The sequence below is a fragment of the Helcobacillus massiliensis genome (assembly GCF_014191425.1).
Classification (GTDB): Bacteria; Actinomycetota; Actinomycetes; order Actinomycetales; family Dermabacteraceae; genus Helcobacillus; species Helcobacillus massiliensis.
Genome location: NZ_JACHWP010000001.1, coordinates 595,490 through 612,824 on the forward strand (window position 1 = coordinate 595,490; position 17,335 = coordinate 612,824).

At 70.3% G+C, this 17,335-nt stretch carries 16 protein-coding genes; 11 read left to right on the forward strand and 5 right to left on the reverse strand.

Going from position 1 to position 17,335, the window contains the following annotated elements; genetic code table 11:
• Nucleotides 1-116 precede the first annotated feature (116 nt).
• From FHX50_RS02745 to FHX50_RS02755, 3 genes are read left to right on the forward strand one after another with little or no spacing between them, the layout of a single operon-like run.
• Entirely contained in the window at nt 117-2,255 is a 2,139-nt protein-coding gene (locus FHX50_RS02745) for a DNA gyrase/topoisomerase IV subunit B (RefSeq protein ID WP_183374195.1), read from the forward strand.
• Complete coding sequence (gene hisF / locus FHX50_RS02750; RefSeq protein ID WP_183374196.1) at nt 2,252-3,037, forward strand: imidazole glycerol phosphate synthase subunit HisF; 786 nt, start codon at nt 2,252-2,254, stop codon at nt 3,035-3,037. Before FHX50_RS02745 ends, hisF begins: the two co-directional genes overlap by 4 nt.
• Nucleotides 3,034-3,954 carry a metallophosphoesterase gene (locus FHX50_RS02755; RefSeq protein ID WP_183374198.1) on the forward strand — a complete coding sequence of 307 codons (921 nt, stop codon included), beginning with the start codon at nt 3,034-3,036 and terminating at the stop codon, nt 3,952-3,954. Before hisF ends, FHX50_RS02755 begins: the two co-directional genes overlap by 4 nt.
• Before the next feature lie 10 nt (nt 3,955-3,964).
• Here the strand turns inward: FHX50_RS02755 and FHX50_RS02760 are convergent, their stop codons facing one another.
• The gene (locus FHX50_RS02760) at nt 3,965-6,442 is read right to left on the reverse strand and encodes a DNA gyrase/topoisomerase IV subunit A (RefSeq protein ID WP_183374200.1); all 2,478 of its coding nucleotides are present in this window, start codon (nt 6,440-6,442) and stop codon (nt 3,965-3,967) included.
• 69 nt (nt 6,443-6,511) lie between these two features.
• On the opposite strand from FHX50_RS02760, the gene FHX50_RS02765 reads away from it, so the two are divergent.
• From FHX50_RS02765 to FHX50_RS02775, 3 genes are read left to right on the forward strand one after another with little or no spacing between them, the layout of a single operon-like run.
• Nucleotides 6,512-9,193: a bifunctional acetate--CoA ligase family protein/GNAT family N-acetyltransferase gene (locus FHX50_RS02765; RefSeq protein ID WP_183374202.1), complete on the forward strand. Its 2,682-nt coding sequence runs from the start codon at nt 6,512-6,514 to the stop codon at nt 9,191-9,193.
• Between the two features lie 44 nt (nt 9,194-9,237).
• On the forward strand, nt 9,238-9,798 hold the full coding sequence (locus tag FHX50_RS02770; protein ID WP_183374204.1) for a DUF5998 family protein: 561 nt from the start codon (nt 9,238-9,240) through the stop codon (nt 9,796-9,798).
• Nucleotides 9,795-10,943 (forward strand): alkaline phosphatase family protein, encoded by a 1,149-nt coding sequence (locus tag FHX50_RS02775; RefSeq protein ID WP_183374206.1) that lies wholly within the window; start codon nt 9,795-9,797, stop codon nt 10,941-10,943. The genes FHX50_RS02770 and FHX50_RS02775 overlap by 4 nt, the downstream gene beginning before the upstream one ends.
• Nucleotides 10,944-10,971: 28 nt before the next feature.
• Here FHX50_RS02775 and sepH read toward each other — a convergent pair whose 3' ends face one another.
• Nucleotides 10,972-12,375, reverse strand: a complete 1,404-nt coding sequence (gene sepH / locus FHX50_RS02780) for a septation protein SepH (RefSeq protein WP_183374208.1) — start codon at nt 12,373-12,375, stop codon at nt 10,972-10,974.
• A gap of 262 nt (nt 12,376-12,637) precedes the next feature.
• Here sepH and FHX50_RS02785 point away from each other — a divergent pair, with 262 nt between their 5' ends.
• Complete coding sequence (locus FHX50_RS02785; RefSeq protein ID WP_183374210.1) at nt 12,638-12,940, forward strand: DUF4193 domain-containing protein; 303 nt, start codon at nt 12,638-12,640, stop codon at nt 12,938-12,940.
• 113 nt (nt 12,941-13,053) lie between these two features.
• Here FHX50_RS02785 and FHX50_RS02790 read toward each other — a convergent pair whose 3' ends face one another.
• Nucleotides 13,054-13,509 (reverse strand): DUF3093 domain-containing protein, encoded by a 456-nt coding sequence (locus tag FHX50_RS02790; RefSeq protein ID WP_183374212.1) that lies wholly within the window; start codon nt 13,507-13,509, stop codon nt 13,054-13,056.
• Nucleotides 13,510-13,586: 77 nt separating this feature from the next.
• On the opposite strand from FHX50_RS02790, the gene dut reads away from it, so the two are divergent.
• From dut to FHX50_RS02810, 4 genes are read left to right on the forward strand one after another with little or no spacing between them, the layout of a single operon-like run.
• Nucleotides 13,587-14,069 (forward strand): dUTP diphosphatase, encoded by a 483-nt coding sequence (gene dut / locus FHX50_RS02795; protein WP_183374214.1) that lies wholly within the window; start codon nt 13,587-13,589, stop codon nt 14,067-14,069.
• Nucleotides 14,066-14,824 carry a DUF3710 domain-containing protein gene (locus tag FHX50_RS02800; protein ID WP_183374216.1) on the forward strand — a complete coding sequence of 253 codons (759 nt, stop codon included), beginning with the start codon at nt 14,066-14,068 and terminating at the stop codon, nt 14,822-14,824. Before dut ends, FHX50_RS02800 begins: the two co-directional genes overlap by 4 nt.
• Nucleotides 14,824-15,186 carry a single stranded DNA-binding domain-containing protein gene (locus FHX50_RS02805; protein WP_239374364.1) on the forward strand — a complete coding sequence of 121 codons (363 nt, stop codon included), beginning with the start codon at nt 14,824-14,826 and terminating at the stop codon, nt 15,184-15,186. The genes FHX50_RS02800 and FHX50_RS02805 overlap by 1 nt, the downstream gene beginning before the upstream one ends.
• On the forward strand, nt 15,183-15,881 hold the full coding sequence (locus tag FHX50_RS02810) for a DUF3159 domain-containing protein (RefSeq protein WP_183374218.1): 699 nt from the start codon (nt 15,183-15,185) through the stop codon (nt 15,879-15,881). The genes FHX50_RS02805 and FHX50_RS02810 overlap by 4 nt, the downstream gene beginning before the upstream one ends.
• On the opposite strand, the gene FHX50_RS12325 is transcribed toward FHX50_RS02810, so the two are convergent.
• Complete coding sequence (locus tag FHX50_RS12325; RefSeq protein WP_183374220.1) at nt 15,869-16,576, reverse strand: potassium channel family protein; 708 nt, start codon at nt 16,574-16,576, stop codon at nt 15,869-15,871. The genes FHX50_RS02810 and FHX50_RS12325 overlap by 13 nt on opposite strands.
• Nucleotides 16,573-17,250: an NAD-binding protein gene (locus FHX50_RS02820; protein ID WP_183374222.1), complete on the reverse strand. Its 678-nt coding sequence runs from the start codon at nt 17,248-17,250 to the stop codon at nt 16,573-16,575. Before FHX50_RS02820 ends, FHX50_RS12325 begins: the two co-directional genes overlap by 4 nt.
• Nucleotides 17,251-17,335: the final 85 nt, after the last annotated feature.

Consider the following 17,335-nt stretch of genomic DNA (forward strand, 5'->3'; position numbering starts at 1 on the left):
TCTGCGCGCAAACACCCCGGGTCGGACCCCGACACGAGGGCGGCATCCGTCGGCCCGCATCACATCCGCCGTGGCGCGCCCAGCCTCCAGCGGCGAACATCCCTAGAATCGAGACCATGGCCGCCACGAAGAACACGTCCGCATCCCGCTCCCGCGCCTCCTCCTATGACGCGCGGAACCTGCAGGTCCTCGAAGGACTCGAGGCAGTCCGGAAGCGACCCGGCATGTACATCGGGTCCACGGACTCCCGCGGCCTCACCCACTGCCTGTGGGAGATCCTCGACAACTCCGTGGACGAAGCGCTCGGCGGTCACGGCGACACCATCCGCGTGATCCTGCACGCCGACGGCTCCATCGAAGTGCGCGACACCGCCCGCGGCGTCCCCATCGACAAGGAGCCCCGCACCGGCCTCACCGGCGTCGAAGTGGTCTACACCAAGCTCCACGCCGGCGGAAAGTTCGGCGGCGGCTCCTACGCAGCCTCCGGCGGTCTGCACGGCGTCGGCGCCTCGGTCGTCAACGCCCTCTCCTCCCGCATGGAGGTCCAGGTGGACCGCGGCGGAAGGACCTACGCCATGAGCTTCTCCCGCGGCGTCCCCGGCACCTTCGCCGATGGGCACCCGTCGGACCCCGACCCGGCCGCCGAGTTCACCCCCGCGAAGGGCCCCGGTGTCCTCGATGAGATCGGGACGGTGAAGCGCGGCGTCACCGGCACCCGCGTCCGCTACTGGGCGGACCCGCAGATCTTCATCAAGGGCGCCCACGTGACGCTGGACGAGATCCAGCGCCGCGCCCGCCAGACCGCATTCCTCGTGCCCGGCCTCACCCTCACCGTGGCCGACCAGCGGCCCGAGCGCGCCCCCGAACAGCCCGAATCCACCACCTACCAGTACGACGGCGGGATCAGCGAGTTCGTCGACTATCTCGCGCAGGACGAGAAGATCACCGACATCATCCGCCTGTCCGGCTCCGGTGAGTACACCGAGACCGTCCCCGTCCTCGACTCCAAGGGCCAGATGGTGTCCAAGGACGTCAAGCGCGAATGCGCGGTCGACATCGCCCTGCGGTGGGGAACCGACTTCGACACCACTGTCCGCTCCTTCGTCAACATCGTCTCCACCCCCAAGGGCGGCACCCACATCCAGGGCTTCGAACTCGCCCTCACCCGCACCATCCGCTCCGCGGTCGAGGCGCAGGCACGCCGGGTGAAGTTCAACGCGAAGAAGGAGAAGATCGAGAAGGACGACGTCCTCGCCGGCATCACCGCCGTGGTCACCGTCCGTCTCGAAGAGCCCCAGTTCGAAGGCCAGACCAAGGAGATCCTCGGCACCCCCGCTGTGCGGCAGATCGTCGCGAAGGTCGTGGACCAGGAGCTCGGCGCCTTCCTCACCAGCACCAAGCGGGAGGAGAAGCAGCAGGCCGCCCTCGTGGTGGACAAAGTGGTCTCCGAGATGCGCGCCCGCGTGGCGGCTCGCATGCACAAGGAGGTCTCGCGCCGCAAGAACGCTCTGGAGTCCTCCACGATGCCGACCAAGCTCGCCGACTGCCGCTCCACCGACATCGAACGCTCCGAACTGTTCATCGTGGAGGGCGACTCCGCGCTCGGCACCGCGAAGAACGCCCGCGACTCCGAGTTCCAGGCCCTGCTGCCGATCCGCGGCAAGATCCTCAACGTGCAGAAGGCGTCCATCACGGACATGCTGAAGAACGCCGAATGCGCCGCCATCATCCAGGTGATCGGCGCCGGCTCCGGCCGCACCTTCGATCTGGAGACCGCCCGCTACGGCAAGATCATCATGATGAGCGACGCCGACGTCGACGGCGCCCACATCCGAACCCTCCTGCTCACCCTGTTCCACCGCTACATGCGGCCCATGCTGGAAGCCGGCCGCATCTACGCCGCGGTGCCGCCGCTGCACCGGGTGGAGATCATCCACGGCGGAAAGAAGAAGAACGAACTGGTCTACACCTATTCCGAAGCGGAGCTCACGACCCTGCTGAAGAAGCTGGAACGCTCCAAGAAGCGGTACAAGGAGCCGATCCAGCGGTACAAGGGCCTCGGTGAGATGGACGCCGACCAGCTCGCGGACACCACCATGGATCCCTCCCAGCGCCTGCTGCGCCGCGTCACCATCTCCGATGCCGAAGCCGCCGACCGCATGTTCGAACTGCTGATGGGCTCCGAAGTGGCGCCCCGCAAGCAGTTCATCGTGGAGGGCGCCGACGACCTCTCGATGGAGAGGATCGACGCATGAGCCTCGCGATCCGAGTCATCCCGTGCCTGGACGTCGACGCCGGCCGCGTGGTCAAGGGCGTGAACTTCCAGAACCTCCGCGACGCCGGCGACCCCGTTGAGCTCGCCGCCGAATACGCCGCGCAGGGCGCCGACGAGCTCACCTTCCTCGACATCACCGCCACCAGCAGCGGCCGCGGCACCATGATGGAGACGGTGCGCCGCACCGCGGAGACGGTCTTCGTGCCGCTGACCGTCGGCGGCGGGGTCCGCTCCGTGGAGGACGTGGACCGCCTGCTGCGCGCCGGGGCGGACAAGGTCGGCGTCAACTCCGCCGGCATCACCCGACCCGACCTCATCAGTGAGATCACGGACCGCTTCGGATCCCAGGTGCTCGTGATGTCGATCGACGCCCGCCGCGTCACCGACGACACCCCCGACGGTCCCGCGCGCACCGGCTCCGGCTTCGAAGTCACCACCCACGGCGGCCGCCGCAGCACCGGCATCGATGCGATCGAATGGATCCACGAGGTCACCGAGCGGGGTGCGGGGGAGATCCTGCTGAACTCCATGGACGCCGACGGCACCCAGCACGGCTTCGATCTGGAGCTGATCCGCCTCGCGCGCAGCGCCACCACAGTCCCGGTCATCGCGTCCGGCGGTGCCGGCAGTGCCGAGCACTTCCCGCCCGCGGTGGAGGCGGGGGCCGATGCTGTCCTCGCCGCATCCGTCTTCCACTTCCGCCAGGTGGAGATCGCCGGTGTGAAGAGCGCGCTGGCTGCGGCCGGCCACGAGGTGCGATGAGCAGGCGCAACCGCCGACGCAGCTGCGTCTCCGTGGTCCTCGCAGGTCTGCTGGTGCTGGCCGTCGCCGTCACCGGCTGGTTCGTGTACGACAACACGGTCAGCCTGTCCACCACCCGCTTCGAGGTCACGTCCGCATCGAAGGACAGCCCCGTCCCTGCCGCGTTCGACGGGTTCACCATCGCGCAGGTGTCCGATCTGCACGCCTTCGAGCACGGCTCCGGCAACCGGAAGCTCATCGCCGAGGTGCAGAACGCCGATCCGGACATCATCGCGATCACCGGAGACCAGATCAGCGCCGACTCCACACCCGGCGAGGTGGAGCTCGCGGTGCAGACAGCGAAGGACCTCGCCGGCGTGGCGCCCACCTATTTCATCACCGGCAACCACGAAGCCGGATACCCGCAGGTGGATGAGTTCCTGCAGCGCCTGGAGGACGCCGGCGTCGTTGTTCTGCGCAATGACGTGCAGCGGATCGAACGGGACGGTGAGGCGATCGAGATCGCCGGCATCGACGACCCCAACATGGACTGGGGCACAGTCGCACAGCACCAGGACCACACGGTGGTGACGCGCAGCAACCTCGCGAAGCTGCGGACGTCCCCGGAGACGTTCACCGTGCTGCTGGCGCACCGTCCCGATGACTTCCCGGAGTACACGGCATCCACGGTCAGCGCGGAACTGGTGCTGTCCGGGCATCTGCACGGCGGTCTCATCCGTGTGCCCACGGCGCCGAAGCGCGATGACCAGACCGGTCTCGTCGGTCCCGGAGGGGAGGTGCTGCCGCCCTACACGGCGGGTATGCACACCTCCGGGGACACCGCGATGATCATCTCGCGCGGACTCGGCAACTCGGTGGCGCCGCTGCGACTGAACAACCCGTTCGAACTGGTCGTCGTCACACTGCGCGCCTCCTGAGAGGCCCCGCTCAGAGCGCGGTGCCCGGGCCCACCGCAGAGATCGGGATCGCGGTGGGGGAGCCGGAGCCGTCGCGCCGCGCGATCGGGGACGGCAGGTCGATCGGCGCACCGGCGTCGCTGGACGCCATCGCCGGGGCGTTCACCACCCATCCCTTCAGCAGGACGTCCTCACCGCGCAGGAACCGGTGGCAGCGCATTCCCGCGGTGGCGCGGCCGCGCGCGGGGAAGTCAGCGGCGTCGGACACCTTCAGCGACCCGGTCTGGACGTCTGCGAGCGCACCGGAGGAGCCGGAGATCGTCACCACGGCGGCGTCCTTCGTGATGGTGAACGCACTGAACCCGATGACCTCCGCCCCGTCGGCCAGCCGGATGCCGGCGACCCCGCCGCCGGCGCGGCCCTGCGGCCGCACCCCCGAGGCGGGGAAGTGCAGCAGCTGGGCGTCGGAGGTGATGAACGCGAGGTGGACGTCCTGATCGTCCTCCATGTCCACAGCTGCGACGACCTCGTCGCCGTCCTTGAGGGAGATGATGTCGAACCCGTCGGACTTCGGGAACGCGGGGGAGACCCGCTTGACCACGCCGCCGCGGGTGCCGAGGGCGATTCCGCCGCCGCGCTGCGTGTCGTCCTCGTCCACGCGCACCAGGCCCACCACGCGTTCGCCCTTCTCCAGGGAGACCAGGTCGGTCAGGCGGGTGCCGCCGGCCATCGAGGTGGAGCCGGCCGACGGGGCCAGCGCATGCAGCTCCACCACGTTGACGTGCAGCAGGCGGCCCGTGGAGGTGACGGCGCCGATGAGGGCGCGGGTGGTGGTGCGCACCCGCGCGACCACCACGTCATGCTGGGAGCGGGTGGCGCCGGCGGGTGTGGCGGCCGGGTCGTCGGTGTCGGTCGCGGGGATGCGGGCGATCAGGCCGGTTCCGGACAGGACCGCCTGGCAGGGTTCGTCCTTCACCTCGAGGTCGAGGGACTTCGGATCCACCTGCGCGGCCTCCGAATCCAGCAGGATGGTGCGGCGCGCCGTCCCGTGCTCCTTCGCCACCTCAGCGAGCTCGCTGGACACCAGCTGGCGCAGCAGAGCATCGGAGCCGAGGATCTCCTTGAGGCGTTCGATCTCCCGCAGAAGCTCGTCCCGTTCGGACTCCAGCTCGATGCGGGAGAACTTCGTCAGGCGGCGCAGCCGCAGCTCCAGGATGTACTCCGCCTGGATCTCCGACAGGTCGAAAATCTGCATCAGGCGGGTGCGGGCCTCCTCGGAGGTGTCGGAGGAGCGGATGATCTGGATGACCTCGTCGATGTCGAGGATCGCGATCAGCAGGCCCTCCACCAGGTGGAGGCGGTCGCTGTGACGACCGAGGCGGAATTCGGTGCGCCGGCGCACCACGTCCAGACGGTGCGCGATGAACACCTCGAGCAGCTGCTGCAGGCCGAGGGTGCGCGGCTGGCCCTCCACAAGGGCCACGTTGTTGATGCCGAAGGACTCCTCCAGCGGCGTGTGCTTGTACAGCTGGGCGAGGACCGCCTCCGGGTTGTAACCGGACTTCAGCGCCAGCACCAGGCGCATGCCGTTCCTGCGGTCCGAGTAGTCCTGGTAGTCGGTGATGCCCTGCACGCGCTTGCGCTGCACCGCATCCCGCAGCTTCTCCGCGAGCCGCTCCGGGCCCACCTGGTACGGCAGTTCGGTCACCACGATCGCCTTGCGGCGACTGGTGATGTTCTCCACCGTGGTGGTGGCGCGCATGCGGAAGGAGCCTCGCCCGGTGCGGTACGCGTCCCGGATGCCGTCCAGGCCCACGATCTTCGCCCCCGTCGGCAGGTCGGGGCCGGGCACGAACCGCATCAGGTCCTCAAGGGTCGCATCCGGGTGCTCCAGCAGGTGGCGGGCCGCGGCGATGACCTCCACGAGGTTGTGCGGCGCCATGTTCGTCGCCATGCCGACTGCGATGCCGGCGGCGCCGTTGACCAGCAGGTTCGGGAACTGCGCGGGCAGCACCTCCGGCTGGGTGAGCTGGTTGTCGTAGTTGGGGACGGTGTCCACCACGTCCTCATGCAGGGACGAGGTCATCAGGAGGGCGGCGGGGGCGAGGCGCGCCTCCGTGTAGCGGGCGGCGGCCGGGCCGTTGTCGAGGGAGCCGAAGTTGCCGTGGCCGTCCACCAGCGGCAGGCGCATGGAGAAGTCCTGCGCCATGCGGACGAGGGCGTCGTAGATGGCGGAGTCGCCGTGCGGGTGGAGCTTGCCCATCACCTCGCCGACGACGCGCTGGCTCTTCACGTGCCCGCGGTCCGGCCGCAGCCCCATCTCATCCATCATGTAGAGGATGCGGCGCTGCACCGGCTTCAGACCGTCGCGCGCATCGGGCAGGGCGCGCGAGTAGATCACCGAGTACGCGTACTCGAGGAACGACGTCTCCATTTCACTGGTGACATCGATGTCCTGGATGTTCTCCTTGATCGGAGGCGGCGTCTGATCAGAGCGTGTGCGGGCCATGGCCACCATTCAAGCAAACGCCGGGCCCGAATCACGGGAGCGCAGGCCCGGGCGGCGTAGGATCACATCATGGCCCTTGGACGTCTTCGCGGCTCAGCGCGCCGCCGACAGCCCGCCTATCCCGCTCACTGGGAGGCGGACATCCCCCTGCGCGACGGGTCCGCCGCCCATCTGCGCCCCATCACCCCGGGCGACGCGGATGCCCTGCAGACGTTCCACCGCGGCCAGTCCGAACGCTCGAGGTACTTCCGCTTCTTCGCTGCGAAGCCGGAGCTCAGTCCCTCCGATCTGGAGACGTTCACCCAGGTGGACAACGTCAACCGGGTGGCCTTCATCGTGGAGATCTCCGGGGCCCTGGTCGCGGTGGCCCGCTACGACCGGGTGGGGCCGACGGAGGCCGAAGTGGCGTTCAACGTGGCCGACTCCCTGCAGGGTCGGGGCCTCGGCTCCATCCTGCTGGAGCATCTGGCAGCGGCGGCGCTGGAGAACGGCATCACCACGTTCGTGGCGGAGGTGCTGCCGCAGAACAAGCAGATGCTGTCCGTCTTCGCCGATGCCGGCTTCGATGTCCGCCGCACCTATGACGACGGTGTCTTCCAGGTCGACTTCGCGATCACCCCCACCGCGCGCAGCGTCGAAGTGATCGCCGAACGGGAGCGACGCGCCGAGGCCCGTACCACGGAACGGCTGCTGCACCCCGCGTCCATCATGGTGGTGGGTGCGAGCCGTGAGCGGGACCGCATCGGTGCCCGCGTGATCCGCGCGATCCTCGACTCCGGCTTCGACGGTCCCGTCCACCCGGTGAACCCGGAGGCGTGGGAGATCGCCGGTCTGCGCGCCTACGCGCGGGTGCGGGACGTGCCCGGGCCCGTGGACCTCGCGGTGCTGGCGATCAGCCCCGAGAAGTGCATCCGCATCGTGCCGGACCTCGCCGCCGCAGGCGTGCAGGGCATCGTGGTGCTGTCCGGTGGCTTCGCCGACGCGGCGGAGCGCGGCCGCGAGCTGCAGCGGGAGCTGGTCGCCACGGTGCGCGCGCACGGGTTGCGCCTGCTCGGGCCCGCCACCCTCGGCTTCTTCCGCAACGGCGGAGAGAATCCCCTGAACGTGTCCCTGATCCCGCGCACCGGCCAGGCGGGTGCGGTGGCGCTCGCCGCCCAGTCCAGCGCCCTGTCCGCGATGGTGCTCGCCGCCGCGGACGAGCGGGGTGTGCGGCTGCACGAGTTCGTCTCAGCCGGCAACCGCGCCGACCTCTCCCTCAACGACACCCTCCAGCACTGGGAGGACGACGCCAGCGTCGACCTGATCGCAGTGGCGCTGGAATCCGTCGGCAACCCCCGCAAGTTCACCCGCATCGCCTCCCGCATCGCGCAGGTGAAGCCGCTGCTGGTGCTGCGCCCGCCCGGTGTGGACGACCAGGCCCCGCCCGGGCACCAGGTGCGCCCCTCCGCTCTGCCGCGCGCAGCGCTCGACCAGCTGCTGGAGGCCGCCGGCGTCATCCAGGCGAAGACCGTGGACCACCTCATGGACATGGTGGACGTGTTCGCCCGCGAAGGAACCGTGAACGGCACCCGCATCGGCCTGCTGTCCAACTCGCCGGGCCTCGGCGCGGCCCTGCGCGGCGCCGCCGAAGACCTGGGCCTCAGCATTGCGCACGAGAACCTGCGCGTCCCCGTCGGTGCGGACCGGCGCCTCATCCCGCGCGCCTTCACCTCGATGGCGGGGCCGGGTCACGCGGACATCATCGTGGTCGGCATCCTCGACCCCATGGTGGGGGACCTGCTGGAGGTGGCGCGGGAGATCGAAGTGCTCGCCCGCAACAGCGCCGTCCAGGTCGTCATGGTGGTGGTGGCGCCCGAGGAGCGGATGCGGCCCCTGCGGGAAGCGGCCGCTGAGTCCGCGTCGATGCCGCCGGTGTTCTCCATCCCCTCACGCGCCATGGGCGCCGTCTGGGGACTGGTGCGGTTCGCCCAGCGGCGCATCACCGTGCTGGACGGGGTCGACCGGGTGGACGGCACCGATGCGGCTGCTGCCCGCGCCGTCATCACCCGGCACCTCGGTGACGAGCCCGTCCGCCTCGATGCGGAGGACACCGCGGAGCTGCTCGGCGCTTACGGCATCCACGTGCTCCCGTCCGTGCATGCCACCGGTCCCGAAGAGGCGCGTGCCGCCGCGGAGGAGATCGGCTACCCCGTCGCCCTGAAGCTCGCCGACGGGCCCCTGCGCCACCGCACCGACCTGGGCGGAGTCCGCCTCGACATCACCTCGCCGCAGCACCTCGATGCGGTGCTCGCCGACATGCGCCGAACCCTGCCCGCCGCCGCGGACTCCTTCATTGTGCAGGCGATGGCGCCCCCGGGCGTCTCCACCGTCCTGACGATGCGTGAGGACCCCTCACTGGGGCCGGTGCTGGCGTTCTCCATCGCGGGCGATGCCACCTCCCGGCTCGGCGACATCGCCTATGGCATCCCGCCGCTGACCCCCGAATCGGCGCTCGCCCTGATCCGTCGGCCCGCCGCCGCCGGCAAACTGTTCGAAACGATCGGCGGCCACCGGCCCGACACCCCCGCCCTGCAGGACCTGCTGGTGCGCGCCGCCGCTCTCATCCACCAGCACCCCTCGCTCGCGCAGGTGGAGCTGAACCCCGTCATGGTGGGCGCCGACGGCGTCAGCGTCATCGACGCCGCCGTCACCGTGCAGCGCACACCGAACCGACTGGACTCCCTGCGCCGCACCCTGCTGCCGAGCTCCTGAACCGGCTCTGCGGCCCCGGTGCAGCACGGCCTACACTGGAGGGCATGACTCTGCCTGCATCCCTGATCGACCAGATCGAGCGCGCCGGGTACTTCCCGCAGACCGCCCTCGCCGCCCTCGAACGCGCCGCCAGCAGGCACGAGGTCACCTCCTTCTTCGTGCACCCCGCCACCACGTTCGACGGCCCGCAGGTGCGCCGGCACCTCACGGTGCTGCTGCTGACGCCGCGTCACTTCATCGTGCTGCACCTCGATGACGAGTCCGAGGACACGCTCAACCCGAACCAGGTGATCGTCGGCACCGAACGGATCCGCCACGAACGCATCCACAACATGGGGCTCGCGCAGGCGTACAACACCAGCGGCGACGGCGTCGTCAGCGACTCGCAGGCGGAGATCACCATCGGCATCTCCTGGGGCGCGACCCGCCGCGTCGACCTGGAGCGCGCCTGGTGCGACGACCCGAACTGCGACGCCGACCACGGCTACACCGGCACGATCGGCCCCTCCGACCTCGCGCTGCGGGTGTCCGCGATCGTCGACGGCCCCGACGCGATCGACCGTGCCCTCGAATTCTTCGACGACCTCAACCTCGTCACCGCATGACCCGCCCGGACGGGCTGATCACCCCCGCCGGGTGGGGGAGAGACGGGGCCCTGCCGCCCGCTGCCGCTGCGATCCACGACGCCGTCACCGGTGACGACGGCGCCCGGACGGGCCTGGACCTCGTCATCCTCGTGGACGGCCTCGGCGCACAGCTGCTGGAGCAGCACCGAGCGCACACCCCGACCCTGCGCCGCCTCGCCCCGCACACCGACACGGTGCTGACCACCGCGCCCTCCACCACAGCCGCCGTGCTCGCCAGCATGCTGACGGGTCTCAGTCCTCTGCAGCACGGAGTGCTCGGCTACACCGTGTTCGCGGGAGCGCCCGGCACCGACGGCGGTGACCGGGCGATCTCGCAGCTGACGGGCGCGCCCGGAATCCTGCCCGAGCGATGGATGCCGCTGAAGAACCTCGGGCAGGCCGCGAAGCGGAGTGGCCGGTACGCCGGACAGGTGGGGCCGGCGCGGTACCGACGCAGCTTCCTCACCGAGGTGATGCAGCGCGGCTGGGAGTTCATCGAACTGAAGGGCTCCGGCCAGCGGCTCGCCGCCGTGAAGCGGGCACTGCGCCGCGCCCACGGCAACGGCGTGGTGTACGTGCACCTGGCGGAGGTCGACAAGGCCGGCCACAACGACGGCCCGGGATCACCGCGCTGGTTGCAGGCCCTGGAAGACGCCGACCAGGCCATCGGTGCGCTGCTGCGCGCCGCGGGCGATGACGTCCGCGTGACGATCACCGCCGACCACGGCATGGTGCCCGCGAACCGATCCCAGGTGCTGGACCTCGCCGAGATCGACGGCGTCGGCCCGGCGGTGCGGGCTGTGGCGGGGGAGCCCCGAGCCCTGACCCTGCGCCTGCACGGCGATCAGGATCCCGACGTGGTCGCAGCACGGCTCCAGGACCGAGTGGCCGAGCGCGGCTGGGTGATGACCCGCGAGGAGCTGCTCACCTGTGGTCTGCTCGGGCCGGCGAGCACGGCAGCGCCGCACGCACTGGAACGGCTCGGCGACCTGCAGGTCTGGGCGAACGGGGCGACGCTGCTGACGCACAGCGGATTCGTCAGCAGCGCGGTCCTCGATCAGCGCGGAGTGCACGGGTCGCTCAGCTCTGCGGAGCTGGAGATCCCACTGATCCGACTGGGCTGACGGGCCCAGCGGGCCGGTCGGGTGAGGTTCAGCGGTCCTTCGTGCCGAACACGATGTCATCCCAGCTCGGGATGGATGAGCGGCCGCGACGCCTCTTCTCCGGCTTCTTCTTCGGCTTCTCGAACCCAGGCAGCGGTTCGAGATCCTCCGTGCTCAGACCTTCGTCCTCGGACTCCTGGGAGTCCTCATCGGCGCCGGCGCTGCCGCTGTCATCGCTGCTGTGATCGTCACCGTCGTACTCGTCGCTGCTGCTGTGGCCGGGGCCCGAGTCGCCGTCCGGATCCTCCTGTGAGTCGGCATCCGCATGCTCGGAGCGGGCGGATTCCGCAGCGTACTCCGCGGCGGCGTCGTCATCAGCGGTGTGCGCCGGATGCACCGGGGTGGGCACGTCCGCGGAAGTGGCCGCGTCGCGCTGCGCGCGGGCGCGGTCGATATCGGAGTCCAGGTCATCGGGTGCGGTGATCGCGGACATGTCATCGGTCGGCATGGTGCCGAGGTCCTCACCGGTGTCACGGCTCGGCAGATCATCCGACTCCGTCAGCGACACCCACGGAGAGGACGCGGACGCGGAGCTCTCGGAGCCTCCCCCGGCCCCCGGGGTCGGAGCATCGGACTGAGCCTGCGGGACCGGGCGGACTCCGCGCTGCGCGTTGATGCGGTCCAGTTCCTCATCGGTGATGGGGCGGGGGCCCTGCTGACCCTGGGGGCGCGCCTGGCCGGCGGCGCCCTGCTGGGCCGACGGATGCTGACCGCGCACCGGGGCCGGGACGTCGGCCGCGCCGCCGCGGCCGAGTCCGCGGTCTGCGGCCTCCACATCGAACACCTGGTTGCGGACAGCGCGCAGGCGCGTGCGCGGCTGGTCCTCGGCGATCGCCTCCTCCGAATCGGACAGCCAGCGCGCCTCGTCGTCCTCCGCATGCGCGATGCGGTTGGGAACATCGAGCTGCCACTGCGCGGTGCGCGCACGGGAGCCCGCGGAGAACTGCATCAGCAGGGTCCAGGTGCCGTCCGGGCGGCGCCACGCATCCCAGTTCGGCTCCTGCTCCACGCGCCGGGCATGCAGACGAGAGGTGACGACCTCGCCGAGCTTGTCGGAGGAGCCGCGGCCCAGGTGGAACTGCTGCGCCTGGCGGGCCATGTAGGAGCGTTCGGCGAGCACGGGGCCCTCGAACCGGCGGATGTCCTCGGCGGCCAGGCCCGACATCTCCGAGATCTCCTCCACGGTGTGACCGGAGCGGAGCATCGCCTGGATGTCCTTGGGCCGGACCGAGGACGCTTCGGTGGCCTGGATCAGGCCAAGGGCGGGGCGGTCGCGGCGCACAGCGGCGCGCAGCGCTTCATCGATGGTGAGCAGGTACGAAGCCCCGTCGGAATCGTTGAGGACGAGGTGCTCCCCGTCATCGTGGAGTCCGTGAAGAGTGAGCTCGCGCATCTGCTGTCCTTCCGTTGGCCGTGTGCCCCACGATCATACGGGCCGGCCCGCCCATCCTGTGCGGACAACACTCAGCCGCTTCGCCGCGACCGGGGTCGAAGGGCCCGCACGGAGGGCCGCGCCACACCCGAGAACCCGCCGATCCGAACCATTTGCGCAGACCCTCCCCGGGTGCAATAATCCTTCGCGTTTACCCCAGATTCGCGTGAGCACCCGGTGGTCCCGCGCGAAGTTCAGCAGAGACCGTCGATGGGATCCACTCATGGCAACTGACTACGACGCCCCGTTCAAGAAGGATGAGGACTCCTCGGAGGACTCGATCGAGGAGCTCAAGGGCCGCCGCAACGACAACTCCTCCCCGGAGGTGGATGAGGACGAGGCCGAAGCGGCCGAGGGCTTCGAGCTTCCCGGTGCCGACCTCTCCAACGAGGAGCTCAGCGTCCTCGTGCTGCCCCGCCAGGCCGACGAGTTCACCTGCGGCTCCTGCTTCCTGGTGAAGCACCGCAGTCAGATCGACCACCTCGAGGGCAAAATGATCATCTGCAAGGAGTGCGCTGCCGCCTGAGCGCGCACCCTGCCCCTCCGGCGCACGGCACCGGATCAGACGACGGGCGGCCACCTACTTCGAGCATGTGCTCGGCGGTGGCCGCCCGTCGTCGTTCCCGGGGTGCCGCGCTCTCAGGCGCCCTGCCGCTGAGCGGCCAGGATTGCAGTGCGGCACTCCTCCGGACTGCGCAGCGAGAGGACCCATGCGGGGGCCGGGTCCTCCTCATCGAGGATCGGCACCTGCAGGCCGGTGCGGATCCAGCCGCGGGTGCAGCGGTAGGCGTCGGGCCGGATCTCCGGTCCCATCACGCGGCGCATCCGCTCGGCGTCGAGGACCTCCGGCTCACCCAGCAGGTCCGTGCTGATGTGCGCCGGGCCCGCGTGCAGAGCCTCCCGCGTCACCCGCACCACGGGGGAGGTGAGGATGAGGATCGCCGGCACACCGATCAGGCCGGCGATGCCGACGGCCAGACCCGCTGCAGTGGACAGCACGGTGAGGATCATCCCCAGCAGGGCACCGAACACAGCGCCCGCGATGAGTGGGACGGGGCCGGGGGAGAGGCGTTCGCGGAAGAGGTCATCGTTCATTCCTCCATCATCACCCACCACCGGGCCTGCACTGAAGTCGGAACGGAGAGGGGAGATCCAGGCGATAGGCTGGGCACATGTGTCCACCCGATGACCGAGCCAGTCTGCAGATCGCCGCGAGCGATCCCGCGCTCATGCCCAGCCGCGCCCACGCCGACGACGCGGGCCTCGACCTGCGCGCCGCTGACGCGGTCCGCCTGGAGCCCGGCGACCGCGCCCTCGTGGACACGGGCCTGAGGATCGCCCTGCCCACCGGCACGGTCGGCCTGGTGTGCCCCCGCAGCGGGATGGCGGCGAAGCACGGCATCACCGTGCTGAACGGCCCCGGCATCATCGACGCCGGCTACCGCGGCCCCCTCAAGGTCGCCCTGGTCAACACCGATCCGCGCGAGGCGTTCGAGATCCAGCGCGGCGACCGCATCGCCCAGCTGCTGGTCACCCCCATCATCATCCCGGAGATCCAGCGGGTGGACGCGCTCGGCGAGTCCGCCGGCCGCGGCGTCGGCGGCTTCGGATCATCCGGCGGCTTCGGCGCGCAAGGAAGCGAGGACACCAAGTGAAGCGACTCTTCTCCCGCAGGAAGAAGGACGAGACCGCTGCTGAGGCCAGTGACGCCTTCGTGCAGCCCGCGCAGGCCGACGGGGCCCCCGACCCCGCTGCGGCCGCTGAGGAGACGGCGACCGACGCGCCCGCGACCGAGCCGATGCCGGCGGGTCCGTTCGACATCGCCGACGCCCCCGAGGGCCAGGCCCGCATCGACTTCGGCGGCCTGCAGGTCCTGCCGATCGACGGCCTGCAGATCTCCGTGGACGCCGAACGCGAGACCCGTCGCCTCACCGGCCTCAACCTCGTCTACCGAGACACTCTGATCCAGCTGCAGGCATTCGCCGCGCCCCGCCGCGGTGGCCTCTGGGAGGACGTCCGCGGTCGTCTGCGCGCCTCGCTGACCGCCCAGGACGCCACCACGGAGACCCGTCAGGGCGAGTTCGGCACCGAACTGCACGCCCGCATCCCCGTGTCGTCGGAGAACTCCCAGGCCCGCACCTACCGCCCCATGCGGTTCATCGGCGTGGACGGCCCGCGGTGGATGCTGCGCGCCGTCGTCTCCGGTCAGGCGCTGCGCGATGATGAGATCCGCGAAGACGTCGAACGGATCATCCGCTCCACCGTGGTGGTCCGCGGCAGCGGACCGATGGCGCCCACCGAAGTCATCGAACTGTCGATGCCCGGCGCCACCACCGACACCACGGAGCGCAATCCCTACGCGGACGTCGCCCACATCCAGCCCGGGCCGGCGATCGCGGAGACCCGCTAGTGCTCAGGTGGCTCGAGCGGCTCCTGAACCCGTCGGCCCAGCAGCCGACGGGGCCCGCGGACGCCCCCTCCCGCCACCAGCGCATCGCCTCCATCCACGGGCGCGACAAAGTCCGCCTGCGCGGCGTGATCTCCTCCCTCGTGGTGCGGCCCGCGCACGCCACCCCCGCCGTGGAGGTGGAGCTGTTCGACGGCACCGGCGTCATCACCGTCTTCTGGCTGGGCCGCGAGAAGATCACCGGCATCGCACCCGGAGTGCGCCTGGAGGTCAGCGGATTCGCCGCCGTGCGCGGCGGCCTGCCCGTGATGTACAACCCGCGCTACAGCATCCTGGGCGCGGACGATGAGGAGCTCGAAACATGACCCCCGACAACGACCGGCCCGTCAGCGAGCGCGGCAGTGAGAAGGGCATGCGCGCTGCCTTCACCCAGGACGACTTCTCCGTCTCCGACGCCATCGGCGGGCCGCGCGGCATCCTGGAGTCCGTGCTGCCCACCCTCATCTTCGTGGTGCTGTACGTCATCACGCGCGACGTCACCGTACCCGCGGTGGCCGCCGTCACGGCCGTGATTGTGCTGCTGCTGGCGCGCCTCGTGCAGCGCCAGTCCGTCTCCACTGTCCTCGGCGGCGTGGTCGCGGTCGCCGCCAGCGCCGTCCTCGCCGTCCGCTCCGGTGACGGCTCCGACTTCTTCCTCATCGGCATCATCACCAACGCCGTCAGCTGCACGGTTCTCGTGGCGTCAGTGCTCGCCGGGTGGCCCCTCGTCGGCGTCCTCGCCGGGATGATGGATCAGCGCATCGCCGACTGGCGCGAGCATCCGTCGGCCCGCTCCGTGTACCGCCGCGCCACACTGGTGCTGGCGGGCCTGTTCGCCGCGAAGGTGGCGGTGCAGGCGCCGCTGTACCTCACCGATCAGGTCGAGGCGCTCGGGGCGGCGAAGCTCGTGATGGGGCTGCCTGCGTTCGCGCTCGTGGTGTTCTTCATCTACCTGATGCACCGGGCGCTGCTGCAGCGGCTCGGCCGCGCGGAGCAGCCGCCCACCGATCAGTCGACCTGATCCTCCGGCACCACCGGCAGCGTCGCGGTGACGTGCTCCAGCGCCTCCGGCACAACGAGGGACTGCAGGTCATCCGTGGAGGCGCCGCCCTCGGAGAGGAACAGCAGCTGGTCGCGGGACTCCAGGCCGTCGCGCGGCTGCGGCGCCATCGGGCGGCCGCCGCGGATGATGCCGACCAGCACCGCGCCCGCCGGCCAGCTGATCGACGCAACCGTTCGGCCCACCAGCGGGGAGGTCTCCGGCACCGTCACCCCGACCATGTTCGTGGCGGTCTTCGCGAACGAGAAGAGGGTGACGATGCGGCCGACGCTCACCGCCTCCTCCACCATCGCCGTCATCAGGCGCGGGGTGGACACTGCGACGTCCACGCCCCACATGTCGTCGAACATCCATTCGTTGCGGGGATGGTTGACGCGGGCGACGGTCCGCGGCACCCCGAACTCCGTCTTCGACAGCAGCGACACCACGAGGTTGACCTTGTCATCGCCGGTGGCGGCGACCACCACGTCGGCGTCGGACACACCGGCCTGAGCGAGGGTGTCGAGCTCGGCGGCGTCGCCCTGCACCCACACGCCGTCGGTGAGGTCCGCCTGGGGCTCGTCCTGGTCGATGAACACGACGGTGCGGTTCTCGTCAGCGACCTCGCGGGCGATCGAGCGGCCCACGCTGCCAGCTCCCACGATCACGATCTTCACAGCTTGTCCTCTTCGTCGATGTTCTTCGTGTGGGTCAGCATCGACTCCACCGCGTGCAGGCGCTCCGTCTCGATCAGCAGGTGCAGCAGGTCCCCGTCCTGCACGCGCATCCCCGCCTGCGGCAGCATGCCCTCACCGAGCCGCGTCACGAAACCGACGCGGACCGTGAGCATCCCCTCCAGCGCCGTGATCGGGGTGCCGACCCACGAGGCGTCGAACCCGGAGGTGACCATGGTGACGGACCCGGACACATCCTGGAACTCCAGCTGCGAGGAGCCCGGCAGGAGACGGTCCATCATCTGCCGGGTCGTCCAGCGGACCGTCGGGACGGTCGCAACGCCGAGGCGCTCATACACTTCGGCGCGGCGCGGGTCGTAGATGCGCGCCACGACGGTGCGCACGCCGTACAGCTGACGGGCAGAGCGTGCGGAGATGATGTTGGAGTTGTCGCCGCTGGAGACGGCGGCGAATCCCGCCGCTCGATCCGTGCCCGCCTCAGCGAGGACGCGGCGGTCGAAGCCGAGGCCGGTGACGGTGGTGCCCTCGAAGTCGTCGCGGAGCCGGCGGAACGCCTTCTCGTCCTTATCGATGATCGCCACGGAGTGCCCCATCGAGGACAGCTGCTGGGCCAGTGCGGCGCCCACGCGTCCGCAGCCCATGACGACGAAGTGCACGGTGGCCTCCTGAAGAGTGGGGTGCTCGGCTGTCGGCGGGGCTGTCCTCGTGGACGCCGCCGCCGACCCCGACCAGCCTAGTCGC